Origin of the sequence: Bordetella genomosp. 4 (genome assembly GCF_002261185.1) — a bacterium.
In the GTDB taxonomy this organism is placed as follows: domain Bacteria; phylum Pseudomonadota; class Gammaproteobacteria; order Burkholderiales; family Burkholderiaceae_B; genus Bordetella_A.
The window spans coordinates 651070-672710 of record NZ_NEVQ01000013.1; the positions used below are offsets into that span (position 1 = coordinate 651070).

17 protein-coding genes are annotated in these 21641 nt (G+C 51.6%); 1 reads left to right on the forward strand and 16 read right to left on the reverse strand.

The features are described 5' to 3' along the window. Positions 1-9: 9 nt before the first annotated feature. From CAL20_RS13250 to rfbB, 16 genes are all read right to left on the reverse strand, one after another. The gene (locus tag CAL20_RS13250) at positions 10-2856 is read right to left on the reverse strand and encodes a glycosyltransferase family 2 protein (protein ID WP_094838090.1); all 2847 of its coding nucleotides are present in this window, start codon (positions 2854-2856) and stop codon (positions 10-12) included. Between the two features lie 26 nt (positions 2857-2882). Beyond that, on the reverse strand, positions 2883-3452 hold the full coding sequence (locus CAL20_RS25705) for a hypothetical protein (protein WP_218830712.1): 570 nt from the start codon (positions 3450-3452) through the stop codon (positions 2883-2885). A 37-nt stretch (positions 3453-3489) separates the two neighbouring features. Next, complete coding sequence (locus CAL20_RS13260; protein WP_094838091.1) at positions 3490-4656, reverse strand: nucleotide sugar dehydrogenase; 1167 nt, start codon at positions 4654-4656, stop codon at positions 3490-3492. 164 nt (positions 4657-4820) lie between these two features. Further along, complete coding sequence (locus CAL20_RS13265) at positions 4821-6800, reverse strand: glycosyltransferase family 2 protein (RefSeq protein ID WP_094838092.1); 1980 nt, start codon at positions 6798-6800, stop codon at positions 4821-4823. 164 nt (positions 6801-6964) lie between these two features. Continuing rightward, a complete protein-coding gene (locus CAL20_RS13270; RefSeq protein WP_094838093.1) occupies positions 6965-8020 on the reverse strand; it encodes a polysaccharide biosynthesis/export family protein in 1056 nt (351 codons plus the stop codon). A 49-nt stretch (positions 8021-8069) separates the two neighbouring features. After that, entirely contained in the window at positions 8070-9182 is a 1113-nt protein-coding gene (locus CAL20_RS13275; RefSeq protein ID WP_094838094.1) for an ABC transporter permease, read from the reverse strand. A gap of 15 nt (positions 9183-9197) precedes the next feature. After that, positions 9198-9779 (reverse strand): ABC transporter ATP-binding protein, encoded by a 582-nt coding sequence (locus CAL20_RS13280; protein ID WP_306431384.1) that lies wholly within the window; start codon positions 9777-9779, stop codon positions 9198-9200. 78 nt (positions 9780-9857) lie between these two features. Further along, positions 9858-10655, reverse strand: coding sequence for an ABC transporter permease (locus CAL20_RS13285; protein ID WP_094838096.1), 798 nt, complete (start codon positions 10653-10655; stop codon positions 9858-9860). Between the two features lie 125 nt (positions 10656-10780). Next, positions 10781-12433: a glycosyltransferase family 2 protein gene (locus tag CAL20_RS13290; protein ID WP_256981476.1), complete on the reverse strand. Its 1653-nt coding sequence runs from the start codon at positions 12431-12433 to the stop codon at positions 10781-10783. Positions 12434-12917: 484 nt separating this feature from the next. Next, on the reverse strand, positions 12918-13826 hold the full coding sequence (locus CAL20_RS13295; RefSeq protein ID WP_094838097.1) for a glycosyltransferase family 2 protein: 909 nt from the start codon (positions 13824-13826) through the stop codon (positions 12918-12920). A 50-nt stretch (positions 13827-13876) separates the two neighbouring features. Then, on the reverse strand, positions 13877-14716 hold the full coding sequence (gene galU, locus CAL20_RS13300) for a UTP--glucose-1-phosphate uridylyltransferase GalU (protein WP_094838098.1): 840 nt from the start codon (positions 14714-14716) through the stop codon (positions 13877-13879). Between the two features lie 202 nt (positions 14717-14918). Then, the gene (locus tag CAL20_RS13305; protein WP_094838099.1) at positions 14919-16919 is read right to left on the reverse strand and encodes a capsular polysaccharide biosynthesis protein; all 2001 of its coding nucleotides are present in this window, start codon (positions 16917-16919) and stop codon (positions 14919-14921) included. A 9-nt stretch (positions 16920-16928) separates the two neighbouring features. Then, entirely contained in the window at positions 16929-17480 is a 552-nt protein-coding gene (gene rfbC / locus CAL20_RS13310; protein ID WP_094838100.1) for a dTDP-4-dehydrorhamnose 3,5-epimerase, read from the reverse strand. Between the two features lie 10 nt (positions 17481-17490). Beyond that, positions 17491-18369, reverse strand: coding sequence for a glucose-1-phosphate thymidylyltransferase RfbA (gene rfbA, locus CAL20_RS13315; RefSeq protein WP_094838101.1), 879 nt, complete (start codon positions 18367-18369; stop codon positions 17491-17493). A 21-nt stretch (positions 18370-18390) separates the two neighbouring features. After that, entirely contained in the window at positions 18391-19335 is a 945-nt protein-coding gene (gene rfbD, locus CAL20_RS13320) for a dTDP-4-dehydrorhamnose reductase (RefSeq protein WP_094838102.1), read from the reverse strand. Continuing rightward, entirely contained in the window at positions 19293-20369 is a 1077-nt protein-coding gene (gene rfbB / locus CAL20_RS13325) for a dTDP-glucose 4,6-dehydratase (RefSeq protein WP_094838103.1), read from the reverse strand. The genes rfbD and rfbB overlap by 43 nt, the downstream gene beginning before the upstream one ends. Before the next feature lie 86 nt (positions 20370-20455). Between rfbB and CAL20_RS13330 the strand changes: the two genes are divergently transcribed. Further along, positions 20456-21559, forward strand: coding sequence for a glycosyltransferase family 4 protein (locus CAL20_RS13330; protein ID WP_143277069.1), 1104 nt, complete (start codon positions 20456-20458; stop codon positions 21557-21559). Positions 21560-21641 lie beyond the last annotated feature (82 nt).

A 21641-nucleotide genomic window follows, 5' to 3' on the forward strand; every position in this document is an offset into this window, starting at 1 on the left:
GATCTTAAGTTATTGCATAAATCGGGAAATCAAACTTCGCGTATCACAATAATCAAGGGCGAACTTTCTTGATCTTTGACTTATATCGGCATACCTGTTTTTATCGGCCCAATACTCAGCAATAGTTGAAGCCACTTTTTCTGGTGTAGAGTAGATTGCAGCGTTCCTAAAGACTTCTCTTAACGCCGGGTAAGTAACTACTGGTATTCCCCAATACAAGGCATGCGGTATAACCGGATCAAATATTCCAAAATAATTACGATCCGGATAATAAATATAGAAATCTATCTCGGTTAAAAATTCAGGAATACCCACATCTGCTTCACGTTTAAACGTCCAATTGTTTGGCCGCCTCCCAAAATGGCTACACACCACATCTTCGTCTCCCACGAAATGGACTTTCATATTACTATCCACGCAGTATGCTCTCTTCACATCCTTAAAGCTATCAGGCCAACTTCCACCTATCTCAGGAGAAGCGCCATAATATCTTCCCAAATTCGGCACATTCCGCTTTCGACGTGACAACGCGACGTCTAGTTTCCGGTCATTCAGGTCAACTAACGGCAACCAGATATCCGGGGAAATGTTGATGCTCGGGTCGACATCTGCCAATTTGGAATGTACAGAAACAGAAATGGGCCACCATGTTCCGCTAGTGCCAAATAACTGTAAAAGATGGGATTTTACGACGTTAATCTTTGCCCCTCGCGTGGTCGCAGAGCTGAACGAACCGGAACCATCAACATCATCATTCGGAATTAAAGCTTCTGTAGCGACGACCGCGACTTGCTCTACATCCATTTGGGGAAACTGATCGAGTCTATACTGAAAAATTTCGGGATGTGGCACCAGAGCCGATCTCACCGTGATCTCATCCCCATTAGTGATAATTTCTAAATCATATTGCTGACACGCCTCATACACGCGGGGATCAATGGGCGCATGCACATAGCTCTCATAGCGAGGCCAATGGTATAGCGCAGTGCTCCAACCATGCTCACGGGAAGCCTGTATATATGACAATAACTCCGGTACCCACGCACCAGCAGCAAGATCGGTAACGATCAAGAAGTCAAAACTCCCGCCTTGATTCACACGTGACCTGAGAATTTTTGGTACGGGGAAAGGTCGAGCGGATCCGGACTCTAGTGCGGAATTATCACGGAAACGATCAGAGCCATGCCAATATTGATAGGCGTCACGATATAACCATCTTAGTCCAAAGTCCAAACTTCTCAGGTGAGTCACTTTTGTTTGAGTTAACGAATCGTCCCGCATTAAAGATACAGACAAGAGATAGCCTTGTGAAATTTTTACAAGAGCATCTTTTCCATACTTCCGAACGATTCGTGCTCTAAATTCAGCATCCCCGCTTACACGAACTTCGTCCCACCCTCCCATTGCCTGTAAAACTTCGCGCTTGAACATCAAGGAAGAAAAGTTCAAATCAAAAAAGCTTCCTGTTGGACGCCACGCCCCAACAGGTCGTAGATACTGATTAAATCGAACCCAATGTGATATAACGGCAACGGGATTATCAGCAGCCTTCAGTCCAGCCATTTGTATTTCGAGCTTCTGCGGGTGAGACCAGTCGTCACTGTCGTGGACCATAATGTAATCGCCAGTGACATATTTCAACCCCAGATTCCGTGCCGGATATGCCCCACCGTTTACTTCTTTGCGAATGAGCCTAACCCGTTCGTCTTGACGGGCGAGCTCTTCCACGACATTCGCTGTTCCATCAGGACTGCAATCGTCGACCACTATTATCTCGAGATTAGACCACGTTTGTTTCAACAAACTCGTTATGGGAATATGTATAGTCTCTTCTGCCCCGTAAGCCGGGATGATGATAGATATTTTCTCTGGCGTATCAGATCGGGGTAACGGAGCAACTTCCTGAGCAGTGAAATTAAAAAAACTAAGGGGGGCATTTTCATCCCGTTTCTGTAGCGTGGCCAATCCCCGATCTTCAAACAGTTTATTAATCCATGCTAACGGAGCATCCCTTTCTGACAATGAATTCTCATCGAAAAAATCCTTTTCACCTGAAACAGCTGCCCATGCTAAATTTAAGTTCGGACTGTCGGGTATCCTAGACGAAATATTGACCAAAGCTTTTCTAGCACGCGTCATTTTTCCCATTCGAGCCAAGCACTGGCTCTCCACAACCGCTAGCTTCATTAATGGCACACTGAGCCTGCGGTGGAAGCGGATGCAATAATACTTGGAAAACAGGATATTTTTCAGCGCAACATCAAACTGCCCTTCCACAAAATACCATCTAGCCAGATGCCAGCCGATATTTATTTTTTCAATAATGCTGGTCGATGAAATATATTTCATCTTTTCCAGAATGGGTAAAGCGTACGACGAATAACCTCCCCATAACTTCACCTCCAGGTCCATTACGGAAAACGGAGTTAGTAGCTGTCCTTTGGAGATTAAGTTCTGTCTAGGAAGGTGCCAATCTGGTAGCGAAATCAGATTATCCGGCTCAGCGGATTTAGCCGTCAGCGACTCGAACTTCAACGAATCGAAGGTCGGAATCGGCGACTTTTCATCTGAGATTGGAAAACGTTGGCCCGCACGCCGACTCTCGCGCCCTTCATTTTCGCCCCAAATTAAAAAATGATAGAGAGGATTAATACCCGCTCGGAGTACGTCTGGATTATCCAGCAAATACGCTCTAGTAGAAAAATTCGGTCCTGGATCTCGGTATAAAGATGCACCCAATTGCACATAGTGATCTACTGGATCCATGTTCAGAACAACTACATCGGGATATTCTGAGAGATACCACTCCGGATCCAGTAGACCCGAATCTCTAATAGTCGATATCACTTTATCCATTGATCACTTCTCGCTCATGCAATTGATTAACCATTTCTCTTTATATAGTGCAATAAGGGATTTTCTCCAGAATCTCTCAGCTCCGCATGCGTTCTCAGATACTCCAATGTACTGAACTTAGGACCAGGGTCACGTCCTTCTTTAGCGCCAAACTTTAAATAATGGAGCGCCGGATCAAGGCCACTAATTCGAACGTCCGGATATTGTTCTAAGTACCATGCCTGATCGAAAAAAGGGGTCTTCCTTAGTGCCAGCAAGTCTCCTTTGAGTTTCGAATCGCCGCGCTTCATCCACGACGAAATTCCCCACAGGCTCTTTCTCCGAGGTTTTGATGTGCTCGAGCTAGCAGCCATCTGCACCGATCCAATCTGCTTCCGGAGTTCAAACACCAGCCTACTGAGAATAATAATCTCCTGCAGTCGGGTATCCGCTAGCTTCTGAGCAGCTATCCATTTGTCAGACAAGCTCTTGACGTGCTCGATCGCGCTTGTATCCTTAGCGCCACCTTCGGGTTTACTGGACTTGGCTAGCAAGTCAGATTTACTGTGCACATTATCCTTTTTGCTGACCTTATGAGACGTCACCAAATCTTTCATAGCTATGTTCTCAATATATTGTCAGAAAACCCGTTAATTAATCACGTCCAAAGATATCCCTAGTGTAAACTTTCTCTGCAACGTCATTGAGTGCGTCGCTCATCCGGTTGGTGATAATGACATCCGATATACTTTTAAATTCCTCAAAATCTTTCACAACCGGAGAATGGAAAAATTCCGCGTCATCTATAGTGGGCTCGTACACAACAATGTCTACACCCTTCGCTTTTATACGCTTCATTACACCCTGAATGCTAGATGAGCGAAAGTTGTCAGAGCCACTTTTCATGATTAGCCGATGAATACCCACTACTTTAGGGTTACGGCTCAAAATGTCTTCGGCTATAAAATCTTTCCTAGTCGTATTGGATGCAACGATGGCGTGAATTAAGTTCTGAGGAACTAGTTGATAATTGGCCAGCAATTGCTTTGTATCCTTAGGAAGGCAATATCCGCCGTAGCCAAAGGAAGGATTGTTATAGCCAGTCGCTACCCGTGGATCCAAGCACACTCCTTCGATGATCTGTTTTGTACTCAGTCCATGAATAGCGGAATAAGTGTCCAGCTCATTGAAAAAAGATACTCGCATCGCCAAGTACGTGTTAGCAAAAAGCTTAATTGCCTCTGCCTCGGTAGGTCCTGTATATAAAATAGGAACGTCCCGGCTTACAGCGGCATCGCGAAGTAGTTCCGCGAATACTTCGGCTCTTTTTGACTTCTCTCCGACAATTATTCTTGCCGGATGCAAATTATCATAAAGGGCTCGACCTTCGCGCAAAAACTCCGGTGAGAATATTACCTGATTGCAATTTAGCTCTTTAGTGATGTGAGCGGTATATCCTACAGGGACTGTCGACTTTATGATCATGACGGCATCCGGGTTGATAGCCATTACGTCCCTAATAACCGCTTCAATAGACTTCGTATTAAAGTAATTAGTTTCAGGATCATAGTCGGTAGGCGTAGCGATCAAAACGTAATCAGCACCGCCATAAGCCTCATACTTATCGAGTGTGGCACGGAAATTAAGAGGCTTATTTTTCAAATAGAACTCAATTTCCGCATCGGCAATTGGCGATTCTTTACGCTGCAACATCTCGACCTTTTCTGGAATGATATCCAGGGCCACAACTTCATGATTCTGAGCAAGCAGTATGCCGTTAGACAAACCCACGTACCCTGTACCAGCAATCGCGATCTTCATTAAATTTCCTTACTCTATATCGAAACGCTATCAGACTCTGCTCTTATACGCTATTCAGACTATATAGAGCGTATAAGAATGGGCAAATATTTTTACCAACCTCGCATCCAGTCCAATATTAAAAAATACTTAATTTAGACAATATATATGGTGCTGTAAAACCCTTAATCGGAAGCCCAGGGCCGTCTGTCAATCTTTAAGCGGGCCGCTAAATCAGCAGGCCAAATATTCTTGGTCAACATCGAATCGTATTCATTGCCGTCGCCATCCCGCTGGGCAAGTTCTCTTGTCGCAATTTGAGCGCCATGATGGACTGTCGCGTCAGGAGTATAGACAATCCGCTGTCTCAGCACTTGTTTGATAAAATCGCACATTATTCGGTCGGATCGATAGTGTCGTCCATTTTCATAATCCAATCCGCCACAAGCGTCCCATACCGGACGTTTTATATAAACGCAAAAGAAGGGTGCAAAACTCAATTCGACGCGACGCCCATCATGAAACAGGTCGACTGAGGCTATATTCTTGTGGTGCTTCGATAGACTCACGTCGCAGGCCAGGCTCGTTGTCGCATACGGAACGTGCAGACTTATATTCTCTGCGCCTGCGGGCAAAACTTGACGGGGTACTGACATCGCAATATCCGACGCCTCATAGGCGATCTCCTGTAGCCGCGTCAAACCGCCTGCCTCGATGCGAGCGTCGTTATTCATCAATACAATGTCCGCGTCGAGCGACGCCATGGTCGCGCCCTGGTTCACCGCATACGAAAAACCATAATTGACGTCGTTAAATATTATTTTAATTTTTTTATTCTCTATGCTTTTGAGATACTGCTTTACTTCGTGATCAGAATTGTTGTCTACGACGATGAGTTCAAACAAATCCTGATCCAAGTACGACGCAAGAGCATTGATACAATCCCGAAGGAAATGCAGTGCTTGGTAACTAGGAATAATGACGCAGATCCGTTTTTTTAAGGTGTTATCCGTCGAAAGAAGCGAAGTCTGGGAGTTCCTAAATGCTATAGTCTGTAAGGCCGGTCCTATATCGACTGTTTTAGTGATTGTATCCTCTGCCGCGTGTAAATAGTAACGCGACAGAAGCACAGGTATGGAAATTATCCGGAATCCTGAATTTATTCGCAGAATAAAATCCCAATCGACCAGTCGCTGCAAGGATTCATCGAATCGAATTCCTTTCTCCACTATATTGCGCTTATGCAAAAAACAATTCAGATCAATATAATTATGTTGCTCTAACAAAGAAACATTCATCGGGCCAAAACGCACCGCCGATAGCTGGCTTAAATCGCTCTCTGCATAGATATATTGACCGCCGTAGATTGCGTCGGCCGTCGGCAAAAGACGAAATGCCCCGACTGCCGCGCCGAGATAATCTTCTAACCAGGTATTGTCCGAATCTAGATAGCCAACAATCTCACCTGTAGCATTCGCCAGCCCAACATTTCGTGCTACACATACACCACGAGGTTGCTCAATCCTTATCAAACGAATACGAGAATCCCGAAGCATGGCGGTCTGCGCAATAGAGACGGACGCGTCATTGCTGCCATCATCAACTATAATCAGCTCGAAATTTCGATACCGTTGAGCAACAACTGAATCGATTGCCTGCTGTAAAGTTCGCGCCCGATTTCGCACGGGCATGATGACTGATATCTTGAGCGTCTCATCCCCGTTCGTCTGCCGAACAAGATATTTTGCGATAGACTCCATCACAGCAAAACACCGTTTATCCTCTTCTTTGAATGGTGCTAGAGTTACTGGGCTGAGCATCGCACAGTTGAGAAACTCGCCAAAGCTCGAATAACCTCGCTTCGGTGCCGCCTCGGGTAAAATAAATTTATCTCGATTTTCGAGATAATGTAGCAATGGATTCTGAATCGCGGCCCTATTCGCCTGTGCCCCCAGATATCGCTCGATATCGAACCATGGACCCGGCCGCCTGCCCTCTTTCGCACCATGGCGGACATAGTGCAGCACCGGGTCAAAACCGGCTTGCATCACGTCAGGATATTGATCGAGATACCAAGCAGAATCAAAAAGGTCACTACTTCTGATCAAGCTACATGCGATTGACTCTTCACTTGGCGGCTTCTGATTACGGCGTCGAAAAATCATCGTTGACTCAATAATATAGATACCGCCAATACGCAGATGGAACCGTAGCGGACTGTTTGTCTAGCTTCTTACCCTTAAAACACACCCTAAGATGCCGTCATCACGATAACCTTATTAGACATATATCAGATGACAAACGTTATAGGCTTGCCAACATCAAGCGGTTAAAATCCATTGTGCAGCGTCCTGCCAGCAGCAATAGCCTGGACTATCGGCGTAATAATTTTCTGCCATTCATATACCGCAGCATTCGTCACATAGACGGCATCTTCAGGCTGTACCAAAAACTGCTTTGCTAAAAATATGGCGGCCGGATCGCGCATATTGAGGGAGAATACCTCGGGCGTAGCTTCGGCCGCGCCCGGCTTACGTGACAAACGAAACACAAAAACTCCATGAGGATCGGCTTTGGCCTCATCCATCCATCCCGCCTGTCCGAGCACTTCCAATAAGCTAGACTGGTCCGAAGGCAGATCGTGCAAGCCGGGTTGACCTACAGCCCCCATGGCCACGAAACGCTTTCTCGATCTGGAGACTACAATTTCGGAACGAGGTGAAACAGGCCTGTTCAGTCCATTCAATAAGCTCTGGTACGAGTAGACTTGGGCATCTTTACCATTGCGGACAGTCACATCAACTAGATGTGGCTCTAACACCGGGCCGCCCGCAAGATTAATCGCGTCCAATAGCGTTAGCGGGCCCTGAAGGGCAGAAAATCTACCAGGTTGCTTCACAGCTCCCGCAACCAAAACGGAGCCCGAAACGTCCCCTAGCAGACTAACCATTACCTGCGGATCAGTGGCGACGTTTCGCAATCGGCCCCGAATTTCGCTCGCCACCCCCTCCGGTGTCTTGCCTGATACCGAAAAGCGCCCGGCATAAGGCAACGAGATTTTCCCTGCGGAGTCAACTCGAGCCTCGAACTTTGTACCTCCAGTTGCCAACGGTGCAAACATGGCATTCTGCTCACCAATATCAGCGATCATCACCTGCAGTACGTCGCCTGGCACCAAGCGAATCTCATAGGCTTTTGTGGGGGACACTGTCGGGGCAATCGGCTCATCAATAGGCCGAGCATATGCGGCTATTGTCTCAGGCCCAAGCTCAATCAATTCGTATGGGATTGTCCGATCTTCCACATTAGTCGACACGATAGTCGTCATGCGTGGTCCGGCACCCGATAAAATTCCTCCAGCACAACCGGACAGCAGCACTAACATACCCAGCGCCCCAAAAATCCGAGAGGGGCATCTCGAAGAAACGATATGGCTAGTCACGATGATCCTCAATGCTGGCAATTACGAATCGGGTAATGCCATAAATAAATAGCAAAACAACAAAAAACGTAAATAAGTTATAGAGCTTCCGCGGATAGGACGAATCTTCCGGCATATTCGGCTGAACCACCGTCACCAGACTATGTATATTTTTATTTGCTTCGATTTTGGCATTTTGCAATGCCGACACGCTCAATTTATAGGCCTCTTCCGCGACCTCAGTGTCGACCGTTAATTTCCTAAAATCGGCGGCGACCACATTAAGATGCCCGTCGACCGACGACGACACCAGCGCTTTTTTCTCAAAAGCCAGCTGCTTCTCTATCGCGCTTACACGATTCTTCTGCTGACGAACTTGGGGTGCGCTGGAATTAAGCGTGGCCAGCAGCCCATTCAGATTAGCCTGCTCCGTCGCCAAGGTCGCCTCCAACGTAGCAATTATTCCTGCTTGCGATTTAGCGGCGGCTTCCGCATCTAATATACTGTTTTTGCTTTGAAATTCAATTAACGCAGCTCGCTTGCTCTCGTAATCACTGCGTGCCTTGACTAATTCATCCTCCGCGAAACGCACTTGATCCGTTGCCAGTTGGCGCGATAAATCATTAATAAACCTCTCGCTTTGCCCTAACATCTCCGTCAACGTCAGATGAGCGAATTCAGGGGTCAGCCCCTGCACCTCTACCGTCAAGAGACCGGTGAGTTCGTCAACATGGACCGTTATCATGCGTTTGTAATATTCCAGTAAGTCTTCACGAGATACTTTCCGAGATATCCAATAGAACGGGTCAGATAGTTGCTCCGCGAAATGTTCATGCCAGTTAAGTTTGTCTTCCAGCACTTTCAGCAGATCAGGGGAAGTCAAATAAGAAAGCAAAAAAATGGTTTCTTGTTTCGAGACCTGTTTGGCATTAGAAGCCAATATCGCCGCTCCAGCTGTTTGCTGAGTCAGATTGGAAGCCCCGGTTGAATCAACTACCACTACCTGTGCGGTACTGGCGTAACGATCAACGGCAAAAAACGAATAATAAATTATTGCAATAGCCATAGGCAGCGCAATAATAAATAGCTGGAGCAGCTTATTTCGACGTTTTTTATTTCTATCCATTATCTATTCCATGCATTATTTTGTTCGATAAGCCTCGATACCCTTCGCGACGTCGTCATATACTTTTAACTCCCCATTATCCACCAAAAGGACAATATCGCAAAGTCGTTCCACCTCTTTCATATTATGCGTAGTGAGAAAAATTTTAGATTTCCCTAGCTTTTCTCGGAATACTTCCTCGCATTTTTTTCGAAAGGAATTATCTCCGGCGGCCATCACTTCATCAATCAGGTAATAATCGAACTCAAAAGCCATGCTGAGGCCAAATGCTATACGCGAACGCATCCCAGAAGAATAGGTGCGGATAGGCTCGTCAAACCAGGAACCTATTTCTGCAAAGTCCTGAACATAACGCACTCTACGTGTCATCTCCTCCCCGACAAAGCCGTAAATCCGACAGACGAACTTTACGTTGTCGCGTGCACTTAAGCTACCCTGAAAGCCTCCTGATTGCCCTACTGGCCATGAAATACTTTTGTCCGTGCGAATCACGCCGGAATCAGGAGTGTCCACTCCTGCCAACAATCGCATAAGCGTAGATTTTCCCGCACCATTTTTACCGATCAGGCCAATATTTTTATCGGGAGGCACTACCATCGATAAATTTCGGAAAATATACTTTCTCCCACTTGCAGTGAGATACGATTTCGTAATGTTCTCTAAGGTAAACATCGACTAGACGATTCCCTTGATCGCCAACATCCTGGAGCGCCTTATTCTAAAAAGCCCCAGACCAACGCAAAGAAGCAGTGCCATGCAAATCAACACATAAGGAAGCGACACTAATTCAAGCGCTCTATAAAACGGAAATACAGCCTTTCGTATTAATTCCGTCATGTGTAGGAATGGGTTCCAAGCCAGGTAGGGGAGTATATAGCTAGGAAAATGAGAAACCGGGAATATCGCACCGGAAGAAAAATAGAGCACCATAAAGAAGAAACGAATAAAGGTGCGTATTTCGGGAATTGCATCCGCTATTACAGCAAGCACCATTCCCAGGCCGAAAGACATCGCGATCCCCAGAAGCAATAACCCGAGCCATTCTAAAGGGCTGCGAATACTCACATCATAGCCATACCATGCAAAGGTAGCTAAGACAAACATGTACGAGATACTAGCAATACAACATTGCATTATCGTTCTCGCCACAAAAGTATCCATTGGAGTTACTTGCTTGTACGAAAATAGCCCTCGGTTGGCTGACAGGCCTTCCATAATAAGCATCGCGACCCCTCTGAACATAACAAAGGGCGCAACACCTGTTAACAAAAAGACGGGAAATGGGATACCTTGAGTAGGCCCACGACCACGGATTATTCCCATTACGACGACCATGACTATTAGCTGGACAATCGGTTCAGCCAACATCCAAAATGCCCCCATCCGCCGCTGACCAAAGCGCGTGCGCATTTCGCGCAACAACAGCGCGAATACTACGGCACGGGTAATTTGGAACGAAGTACGTGGAGTCATAAGGAAGAAACTCTAGTAGATCCATGTTGCATCGCAGTATACCTATAAAAACATACAAGTACGCTGAGGGAATGTTGCAGACTGCAAGGTAAGCAATGAACTACTCCTCGCTGGCGCCCTTCTTTCTATCTCCAAGGCAGCGCCACATGAGGCGTGCCGCTCAAACTGAAATCAGGATGTTGATAGTTTAGATTCGGGTTATAAAATGGGTCGTGATGCATCAAATGAGCCCAACGCATACGCATATACTCAACCTCCATCCGAGCGCGCAAGACCTGCGCCGGGCTGGTATCCTTACCCCGGGTGATCGACTCATGATGGTATAGCAATGCGTGTGGGGTCCATACCACCCTGAACCCTTTGTCTCGCACTCTTAAACAGAAGTCTACGTCATTGAAGGCGACAGTGAGATGAACCTCGTTCAAACCACCCAGGGACTGATACAGTGACTTGTGCGTCAATAAGCACGCAGCCGTCACAGCAGATAATTCCTGTGAGACTAGGGCGCGCCCACAGTAGCCCGGCTCGTCCCTGCCTATACCCGTATGTAAATGGTTTGCGCATCCACCCGGCCCGACCGTATCGCCACCGTGCTGAACGGTATCGTCTCCATATAATAGTTTCGCGCCAACCGCGCCTACTCCGTCCTGCATCAGTAAACTGACCATTTCGTCGAGCCAATCAGGTGAAATAACCTCCGTATCGTTGTTCAACAAACAAACAATCTCGCCGCGCGCCTGTTCTACAGCATGATTGTTTATTCGTGAGTAATTAAATGGCTCGTCAAATCGCAGAACGCGAATGTTTGATCTGATCGTAAGTGCCCTCAGATACGCCAGCGTTGCAGGTTCAACGCTCTGATTATCCATAACGATGATCTCGTACGCGGGATACAAAGTTTTTTGCAAGAGGCTGTCGATACAGCAACGCAAATGAGCCAAACCGTCGCGTGTGGGAATCACGATGGTGACCAAGGGGCGCGGCTCCGGCAAGGTATAACGGACATGACAACGCCCTGTGCCGGTAGCCTCCACCGACGCGCTCAGGCCTTGCCGCTGCAAATGAGCCGCGACAACGTCGCGGGTTTCCGTCCTGGCACTGATTGCATTACATTGACCTTCCTTATTTAAGTGCCAAATTGGCGCCAGTATATGTTCGACGCGAGGCGTATCAGCTGTTAAGGCCAATAGTAAGCTATGCAATGCGCCCGCCGTGCTATAAGTGGCGGCCTGTGCAACGTCCCAAATAGGCGATAGCGGCCTAGAACGCCATGCAAACGCCTCACCGATATAGTTAGTTGCGCGAAGTAACTCCGGTGACCAATCCGGCTTAAAAACCGGCTGCGACAAGCGATTGTCAACATCGATGCTGTCGTGATCTGCGTAAATCACCCCTAGCTGGCTAGCCTTCACAATACTATGCGCAAGCCAATACAAAGCAACCTCGGATAATTGCGAATCGTGCCGTAAGATGATTGTCCAGGAAGCACTTTTCGTAGCCCCTTCCCCTCCCACCACGTGTTGCGCAGTGACTTGGGACAACTCTGTCAAAGCCTGAACCCAACCGTCGTAGGGTAAGTGGATCCGCGAGAAATACGGGTAAAGCTGTTTATCCAGAGTCTGGTCGGCTGACGAGCCCGCAGCGCCATCCCTATTCGTCAGGATGACGACCTGAAAATGAGGAAACTGCCCCCATTCGCGTAAATGCTTGAGTATTAAATGACGGTCATCCGGGGACACGCTATAAAACTCAGCGTGCCAGTCCGCATAGCTGCGCATATACGCATTAGCCCTAAACCGGCAAGACACAGCATATGCGTGACTCAGATTGGTAAATACTGTGTGTAACTCTAAGCCAGCTCGGGCCCGACGTTGCTTCGGCTGCCGGAAAAACACGGGCAGTATCCGCCGAAGTTGGCGAAAACGATACTCGAGCCAGGACAAACGCCGTAGTGACAGAGAGATATTACCCGGTGTCGTTAAGTCGGATGAAGGATTGACCCTCAGAGCTTGGATTCCGGCCGGCACTTTGACCATCTCTTGTATCTGACCACGTCGGGTCACCAGAACATCAACGTCTACCATTTGCCCGTTCATTAAACTGAGCTTCAGTACAGCGCTATAGGCACGATCATGCCCAGTCACCCTACCTTTGATCAAGTAGACGCCACCGAGAGATGCTCCATCTCCCTGCCTAGCTGGAGTCAGCCAAGTATTTGGGGCCTGCTGCGTGAAAACAGTGTTCTCCGAAAACATTGCCCACTTAGCCCCGTTGTAAGCCTGATTTCAAGCTATATAACCACTGTCGCCAAGCCGAACCCCGCGCTTCGAGCTCGGGGGCGACCAGGGCCTCTAAACGAGCGACTTCTTCTTTGACGGCGGGTACAAAAATCAACATATCGTCGCACTGCTCGTTGTTTTTATCGTGCAGTTCGAAGTACTTCCGATGCTTAATACGTCCGGCTTTAGTAGCGCTGCCCTTGGGGCTTTTACGCAACACAAATTCTTCAAACGATTTCACGACATAGTGGTTGATGCGAATATTCGACCAGATAACCGACTTGCTTAAGCTGTCCTGCCGACCATCCCGACAGACTAGGCTATTTCCCAGAACATCGACATATCGGCCGCTTTTCAACATAGCATGATGCGGTGTTGCCCAATGACCAACGTTTGCCGGCCTGACCACCGCCTTGTAATGCTGATTCACGGGAAACTTCGCCAGTGATCGTCGCAAGAAGCGCTCAATAACAAGCCCCTCTTCCCAAAAGCGCTGGCCGCCAGAACCAAAACAAGCCCAGTTCAGCGCCACTCCGCCCACTCCGGGATCGGAAAACAGCTCAGTCAACTTCGGCACGACCGAAGTCGCGCCGCCCATCGGTGTCACAAACTCATCCGCATCAATAAACGCAATCGCATCAATATCCGCCGGACACATCTTCGTCAGCAGGTTATACGCACCCAACTGCGGCCGAACATCCGGTTGATCCGGATAATCTACCAGCGCAATAGGCTCGTGCTTCTGCAAGATCGACAGTATCTGTCGAGTCAAATCCGTGCTGCCATTATCGGCAATCAAAAACTGACTAAACCCGACGATCTTGTGGAACGCCAGCCACTCCAATACATATGCGTCTTCGTTTTTGAAGATCGCACCCACAGCAAACTTCATAGGATGATGATCAAAATGGCTGTTGACGCCGTGATCGGGCGTAGTCGCACTTATTCGGTGGTAAAGCCGTGATATTTCCGGCCTAAAGCCACGGTAGCGGAAAAGAAACCCTGCTTATTGCCGCAATCGTAACGAGTACCTGCGTATTGATAACCAAAAACCGAACGGTCTCGCAGCATTGCAGCGATGCCATCGGTCAACTGAATTTCGCCACCAGCACCCTGCCCCGTTTGACGCAAGTATTCAAAAATTTCCGGCTCCAACACATAACGGCCTACGACGGCCTGAGTCGACGGAGCCTGCGCAGGATCAGGCTTCTCCACCATCGAGTCCAGACGCCACGTTTCGCCGTCCAACTGATTGCCAGAAATAATCCCGTACTTATTCGTCTCATGACGCTCAACGTTCTGAATCCCCAGCACGCTGCCCTCGCACGAATGAGCGACCTGCACCAACTGCCGCGTCACAGGGACTTCAGCATCAATCAAGTCATCCGCCAACAACACAGCAAACGGCTCATTGCCCACCACCGGCGCAGCGCACAACACCGCATGTCCCAATCCCAGCGGAGCCGGCTGACGGATATAAACGCAGTTCACATGCGCCGGCAGGATGCTGCGAATCGCCTGCAGCTGCTGTTGCTTGTTTTTCGCTTCCAGCTCGGCCTCGAGCTCGGGCATCGTATCGAAATGATCCTCAATTGCACGTTTGTTACGTCCAGTTACGAAAATCAACTCGGTAATGCCAGCTGCGACGGCCTCTTCTGCCGCGTATTGGATGAGAGGCTTGTCCACCACGGGAAGCATCTCTTTGGGCATCGCTTTGGTGGCCGGCAAAAAACGAGTGCCGAGACCCGCGACGGGAAATACTGCTTTACGGATTGGTTTCATAGCGACCTACGGAGAAAACGCGAGTATGAAGGAAGTTAACAGGCGAAACTGCAAGGAAAGGCAAACATGACTACAGGAAACTAACTGAGCATTTTGACGGTTTGAAGTGCCACACTACGAAACAATCTATCAGTTGTGTAACGGAGTCATACCACTCTCCGGCACTGTGTCGATTAGAGCACCTTCCCTGCAAGATTGCGCATCATTTCTCTCGAAATATTTTGGCAATCCAATGACGCCAACGGGCACTGTGGTGGGGCATTCGCCGCCAATCAATTAATTCTTGCAACACACGCTCTGGGGTGGCGAATCGACGGGTGATCCGGCTGACGTAGGTGGGATACAGGATCAGCGTGCCCGCCACCAATTCGTCCAGTGCCAACGATCGGCCCCGTCTGCGCTTTACGTCGTCGATCAATGCCCTATCTTCGGTCAATCCCCATCCTGCGTAGAACGGCTGGCCGTAGGTCACAACCGGTTTGTGGCGCAGCAGCGCCTCGAAACCGGCCAGGGACGTCAGGACATGAACCTCATCCACCAGGGGGAATAGCTGTTCCAGTGAAACGTTGCCGATGATTTCGTCGCACCATTGGAGTGCACCGCCCTCGCCTTGGCCGGAGGAACGCAAACCGGCCATGACATCGGGATGTGGCTTATATAAGACGTAGTCGTCCGGATAGGCCTCTCGTACAGCGCGCAGCAGATCCATGTTGCGCCGAACGGTGCTGGCGCCATAGCGGATCGAGGCGTCGGTTTCGACCTGGCCCACGACCAGGAGTACACGCTGTGCCTGTGCCGGGCGCGACCATGCGGTTTGCCCCGACAGGTTGTATTTGGTGATGCCGGACGCGCAGATGGTCTCGCGCAATGCCGCCGCACGAGCCAGTAGGGGCTCGGGAAAGTCGGTTTCAGACAGAATCCGCTCTAACCTCGAGGCGCGGGTGGCGTCGTAGTAGATGCCTACGTCGTCCTGCACCCAGGATACGGGGCGGATCAGGTCTGCACCCAACCCCACGGAACGCAGGAAACCGTCCTCCACGCGGATGACGGGTTTTTCCGGCGGACGGCTGGCGAGAGCCGCATCGAGTTTGCGGCCCCAGCTGGCGACGCTGGTGTGTTGGCTCGCGCGTTTGGCAAACCAGCTGAAATGGATACGGCTGCCGTCAAAGAAATCTCGGACAAAACCATGTTTCCAGCCGGAAAACCCGACTGCGGTGATGTGCTCGGGAAAGCGCTGGCGCATGCGGCGCTGCAGAGCAATCCAGGCGAGGACCGTCTCGACCTCGCAGCGGCGGCCCGTTTCGGGGTCGACGTAACGGCAATAGTCAATCAAGGCAGCGTGAGTCAGTTGTGCCAGGGAGACTGCCTGGCGCCGCCTCTCGGGCGCAAGCTGCTCGTCATGGGTCAGGCCCCAGCCTGCGTAGAACGGCATGCCGAATACGCGGACGGGCTTGCCCCATAACAAGGCCTCGAAACCCAATTGGGATGTCACGGTATAGACGGCATGGGCGTCGGCCAACAGGCCTGCCGGATGCACGTCCTGGTCCATCAGCACGACGCGCGGCATGGCGCGTACCTGCTGGACGTCGAAATAGCCGCGTTTACGGCCGGACACGACGTCGGGATGGACTTTCAGGACGATGGTCCGCTCAGGATGCTCGGCCAAGGCGGCCTCCAGCATGCGCGGAAAATCCCCGGGGCTGGCGCCGCCTGCGGTGACGGAGGCGTCGCCAAAGGTCTGGTCGACAACCAGCACGTACCCTGCGGGTAGCGGCGCATGGGCGTCACGGGTGTGGTTGTATTTGGATACCCTGCCCTGGCGCCAGGCCGCCATCAATGCCAGGGCACGCTGTTGCTGCACCGGGTCCAGGGGACGTTTGATCAGGGTCTCTAATCGGGTCGGGCTGCCAGCATCCAGGTAAAGGCCTTGGTCATCCATGACCACGGATAAGGGCGGGTCCGTGAAACCCAGGCCGACTGACCGCAGAAAGCCGTCTTCGATATGCCACACGTTCAGGCCATGTTTTTCGGCATAGCGCTGCGCGCGTTGTGCGCTGGGACGCTGCCCCCAGGCCAGCACGCTATCGCCGGGCTGCGGCCGCGAGGGTTTTGGATAGACCAGGTCGAAATCGTCCAGCAAGGCAGCGAGCGTCGCGTTGCGGCGTACGCCGGCCGAGCAGATGATGAGGCGTGGCTGCGTCATCGGCGCGGATCAGTATTCAAACAGGTCTGCCTGCGCAAAGGTGCCGGCTTGCAGGTCCTTGGCGGACAGGATCAGTTGTGGACTCGCAGGCCAGTCGATTTTGAGCTGGGGGTCGTTCCAGACGATGGCGCGCTCTGAGCTTTTGTCCCAGTAGTCGGTCGTCTTGTATGACACGTCGGCGGAATCGGACAGGACGAGAAAGCCATGCGCGAAGCCCTCGGGGATCCATAGCTGGCGGCGGTTTGCCGAGGACAGGATTTCCCCTACCCATTGCCCCAGGGTGGGCGAACCACGCCGCAGGTCGATCGCGACGTCGTAGATTTCGCCCGAGAGCACGCGCAACAGCTTGCCCTGTGCATGCGGGTTCAGTTGGTAGTGCAAGCCGCGCAACACGCCGCGCACGGAATGGGAATGGTTGTCCTGGACGAACGTGACGGACCGCCCGATGGCGTCCTCGAAGCTCTGTTGGTTGAAGCTTTCAAAGAAAAAGCCGCGCTCATCGTCGAACACGCGAGGTTCAAAGACGCATACCTCGGGGATCGCGGTGCGAATGACGTTCATGGGGCTGGGCTCAGATTTCGGTCACGATGTTCATCAAGTATTCCCCGTAGCCATTTTTCCTCAACGGCTCGGCCAGGTGTACCAGTTGTTCCGCGTTGATATAGCCCAGGCGATAGGCGATTTCCTCGGGACACGCGACCTTCAGGCCTTGGCGGGCCTCGATGGTGGCGATGAACTGGCTGGCCTCTAGCATGGACTGATGCGTGCCGGTGTCCAGCCATGCATAGCCGCGTCCCATGGTGACGACGTCGAGCTTGTCTTGCTGCAGGTAGGCGCGATTCAGGTCGGTGATTTCGAGTTCGCCGCGTATGGAGGGCTTGATGGTTTTGGCGATCTCGGGCGCCTGATGGTCATAGAAGTACAACCCGGTGACGGCGTAGTGCGAACGCGGCCGCAGGGGTTTTTCTTCCAGGCTCTGGGCCTTGCCGTGTTTGTCGAACTCGACGACGCCGTAGCGCTGCGGGTCATGGACGTGATAGGCAAAGATGGTGGCCCCGCTTTCCTGGGCTGCGGCATCGTGCAGCAGCTTGGAAAAGTCGTGGCCGTAAAAGATGTTGTCGCCCAGCACCAGTGCAGAGGGCGCGCCATCCAGAAAGGTGTCGCCGATGAGAAAGGCCTGGGCCAGTCCCTCGGGATTGGGCTGAATGGCGTACTGCAGGTTCAGGCCCCATTGGCTGCCGTCACCCAGCAGCTGTTCAAACCGCGGCATGTCCTGCGGGGTGGAAATCACCAGGATGTCCTGAATACCCGCCAGCATCAGCACGCTGAGCGGATAGTAGATCATCGGTTTGTCGTAGACGGGCAATAGTTGTTTTGAGACGGCCAATGTGGCCGGGTACAAACGTGTACCCGAGCCTCCCGCCAGAATAATGCCCTTGCGCCTCTTCATTGAGTGTGATCCTTGCGTATCTTATCGGCGCGCTAATTGCGCAATCGTTTGTTGAACGCCGTCTTCCCAGTTCGGCAGAGATACATCAAACGTTTGACGTAGTTTAGAGGTATCCAGACAACAATTGGCAGGTCTGGGTGCAGGGGACGTGTAGGACGAGGCTGGAATCGGCTGAATGGTATCGGGCGACGCCTGCAGCGCCATGCCGGCCTCTCGTGCCAATCGCACCAACAGGCGGGCATATTCGTACCACGAGGTATGCCCCGCCGCCGTCAGGTGATAGCAACCGTAGGGAAATTCGCCAGCGGTGTTCGTCTTTATGCTCTGCTGATAGCGGGCGATGAGCTGCGCCGTGATGTCGGCAATCAGCGCTGCGCTGGTGGGTGCGCCAACCTGGTCGGCAACGATGTTCAACTGTTCCTGGTTCTGGGCAATGCGCAGAATGGTCTTGATGAAATTGCCGCCATGTTCGCTGTGTACCCAGCTGGTACGCAGGATCAGGTGTTGCGGCAGATGCCGGACGATGCCCTGCTCGCCCGCGAGTTTGCTGCGGCCGTAGCTGGACTGCGGGGCAACCTCGTCGGATTCGACATAGGCCGCGGGTTTGTGCCCGTTAAAGACGTAGTCGGTCGAGTAGTGCACGAGCAGCGCGCCCGACGCGCTGGCTGCTTTGGCCAATAGTTCTGGGCCGGTGCCGTTGATCTGCATGGCGAGCTCGGGCTCGGCCTCGGCGCGATCGACGGCGGTGTAGGCGGCGGCGTTGACGATGATGTCGGGCCGGTGCGCCTCGAGCGTGGCCTGGATGGTGGCCGGCTTGGCCAGATCGCAGTCCTGGCGATCTACCGCGACGAGTTCGCCCAGCGGGGCCAGGCTGCCTTGCAGGGCATGACCAACCTGGCCGTTTTTACCAATGATCAGAATCTTCAAACGTTTGCTCCCGCCGGGCCGTAGTGCTGCGCAATCCATTCACGGTAGGCGCCGCTGACGACCCCCTCTACCCAGTCGGGGTGATCCAGATACCACGTGACGGTCTGGCGCAAGCCGGATGCAAAGGTCTCGGACGGAGTCCATCCGAGTTCCTGTGCGATTTTGTTGGCGTCGATGGCGTAGCGCCGATCGTGCCCCGGCCGGTCGGTGACGTGGGTGATTTGCCGTGCGTAGGATCGGCCGTCTGCGCGCGGTCGCAATTCGTCTAGCAAGGTACAGATAGTGTGAACGACATCGAGGTTGGCACGCTCGCTGGCGCCGCCAATGTTATAGGTCTGGCCGGGTCTGCCCGCCTGCAGGACGCGCCGCAAGGCGCTGCAATGGTCTTTGACGTACAGCCAATCGCGCACCTGCTGGCCATCGCCATAGATGGGCAGGGGTTTGCCGTCCAGAGCGTTCAGGATGACGAGCGGGATCAGTTTTTCCGGAAACTGGTAGGGACCGTAATTGTTCGAGCAATTTGTGGTCACCACCGGCAGCCCGTAGGTGTGGTGCCAGGCGCGGATCAGGTGATCGGACGCGGCCTTTGAGGCGGAATACGGGCTGTTGGGCTGATATGCATGCGTCTCGGTGAACGGCGCATCGGACGGGGCCAGCGAGCCATAGACCTCGTCGGTGGAGACGTGCAGCAAACGGAATTCGTCTTGCTGCGCGCTCGGCAGCGATCCGTGATAGGCGCGCACGGCTTCTAGCAGGGTGAATACGCCAATGATGTTGGTCTGGATGAACGGCGCAGGGCCATCGATGGAACGGTCCACATGGGACTCGGCAGCAAAGTTGATGACCGCGCGCGGGGTGTGCTGAGCCAGCAGTCGGTCGACGCAGGTGCGGTCCGCGATATCGCCTCGCACAAAGAGATGGCGCGCATCGCCTTGCAGCGATGCGAGGGTGTCGCAGTTACCTGCGTAGGTCAGCTTGTCCAGGTTGATAACAGGCTCATCAGATTGCGCCAGCCAATCTAGAACAAAGTTACCGCCAATAAAGCCTGCACCGCCCGTAACAAGTATTGTCATTTCTCAAATGTTTCTTAAAACCCGGCCGAGGCAAAGGCGTTTTGCATGCGTGTAATGTACTATTACAAGCTCGCTAGTATAAACCTTTGCCGCTGTTCACTAGAACGTTGCCATTATCCAGAATACTTTCTCGCTTGAGGCGTTTGCGCGGCGGCCAAACGCATTGGCCGCAGAATACGCTACGCCAATGGCTGGTATTGCAACAAAGTGACAACCCCTCTACTGATTATTACATTCGCCCACGTTTGCAAGAATCCGGGCTGCCGGTCTCGTATAAAAACATAGACAAAGACTTGCCGCATTTCGGCGATCTGGCGCCTGGAACGGGGGTCGTGATCGTCCGGTATTTAAATTCGCGATGGGTGTCGGCGCTGCGCACGCACCGCAGCCAGCTTAGCCAAGTGGCCTATTTTATGGACGATGATTTACTTCGTCCGAAACATTGGGTGGGTTTGCCGCGAGCTTATGTTAAAAAACTGAATAAGTATTGCGCGGCATTTATTCCGGATATCCTGGCGCTGTCGTCGGAATATTGGTTTTCTACTGAGGAACTGCGTCAGCGATATTCATTTAAAACGGCGCAGGTGATTTCCCCTCGCCCGCTGATAGGCGATGCATATGGCCCGAGCATGCTGCGTCCGCTGCGCGAACGCGACCCTATTCAAATGTTTTATCACGGCTCGGCGACACATCATGCCGAGATGGAATGGCTGTTCCCGATTATTGAGGCGCTGCTGAAAAAATGCCCGGACCTGCATTTCGAGTTAATCGGCAATCACACGATCAATCAGAAATTCCGCCATTTACCTCGTACCCGGATTTTGCATCCGCTGTCCTGGCATAACTACATCAGCCATTGCCATACTTTGCATGGCCATATTGGGCTGGCGCCGATCCTGCCCTCGCCTTTCAATGGGGGACGTTCGCATAGCAAGATCTACGACATTGCGCGCTGCGGCGCGGTGGGAATCTACTCGACGCCGAGTCCCTATGTGGATGCGATCGCTCACGGGGAAGACGGGTTGTTGTTAAAAAATGACCCGGACTTGTGGGTGGAGACGATTCACGAGCTCGTGAACGACCGCGCCAGGCTCAATGCGATGCGCGCCACGGCCATCGAGAAACACGCGGCGCCCGTGGTGCAATCCGCTGCGGTATTGGATCAGGCCCTGCATACTGCGCAGGCTTGATGCGGGTTATCCCCACATATCAACTAATTGTCAGGATTCTTTCAGCAAGGTTTAATCCAGTAGCGGTAAGTCGTAGTACGAC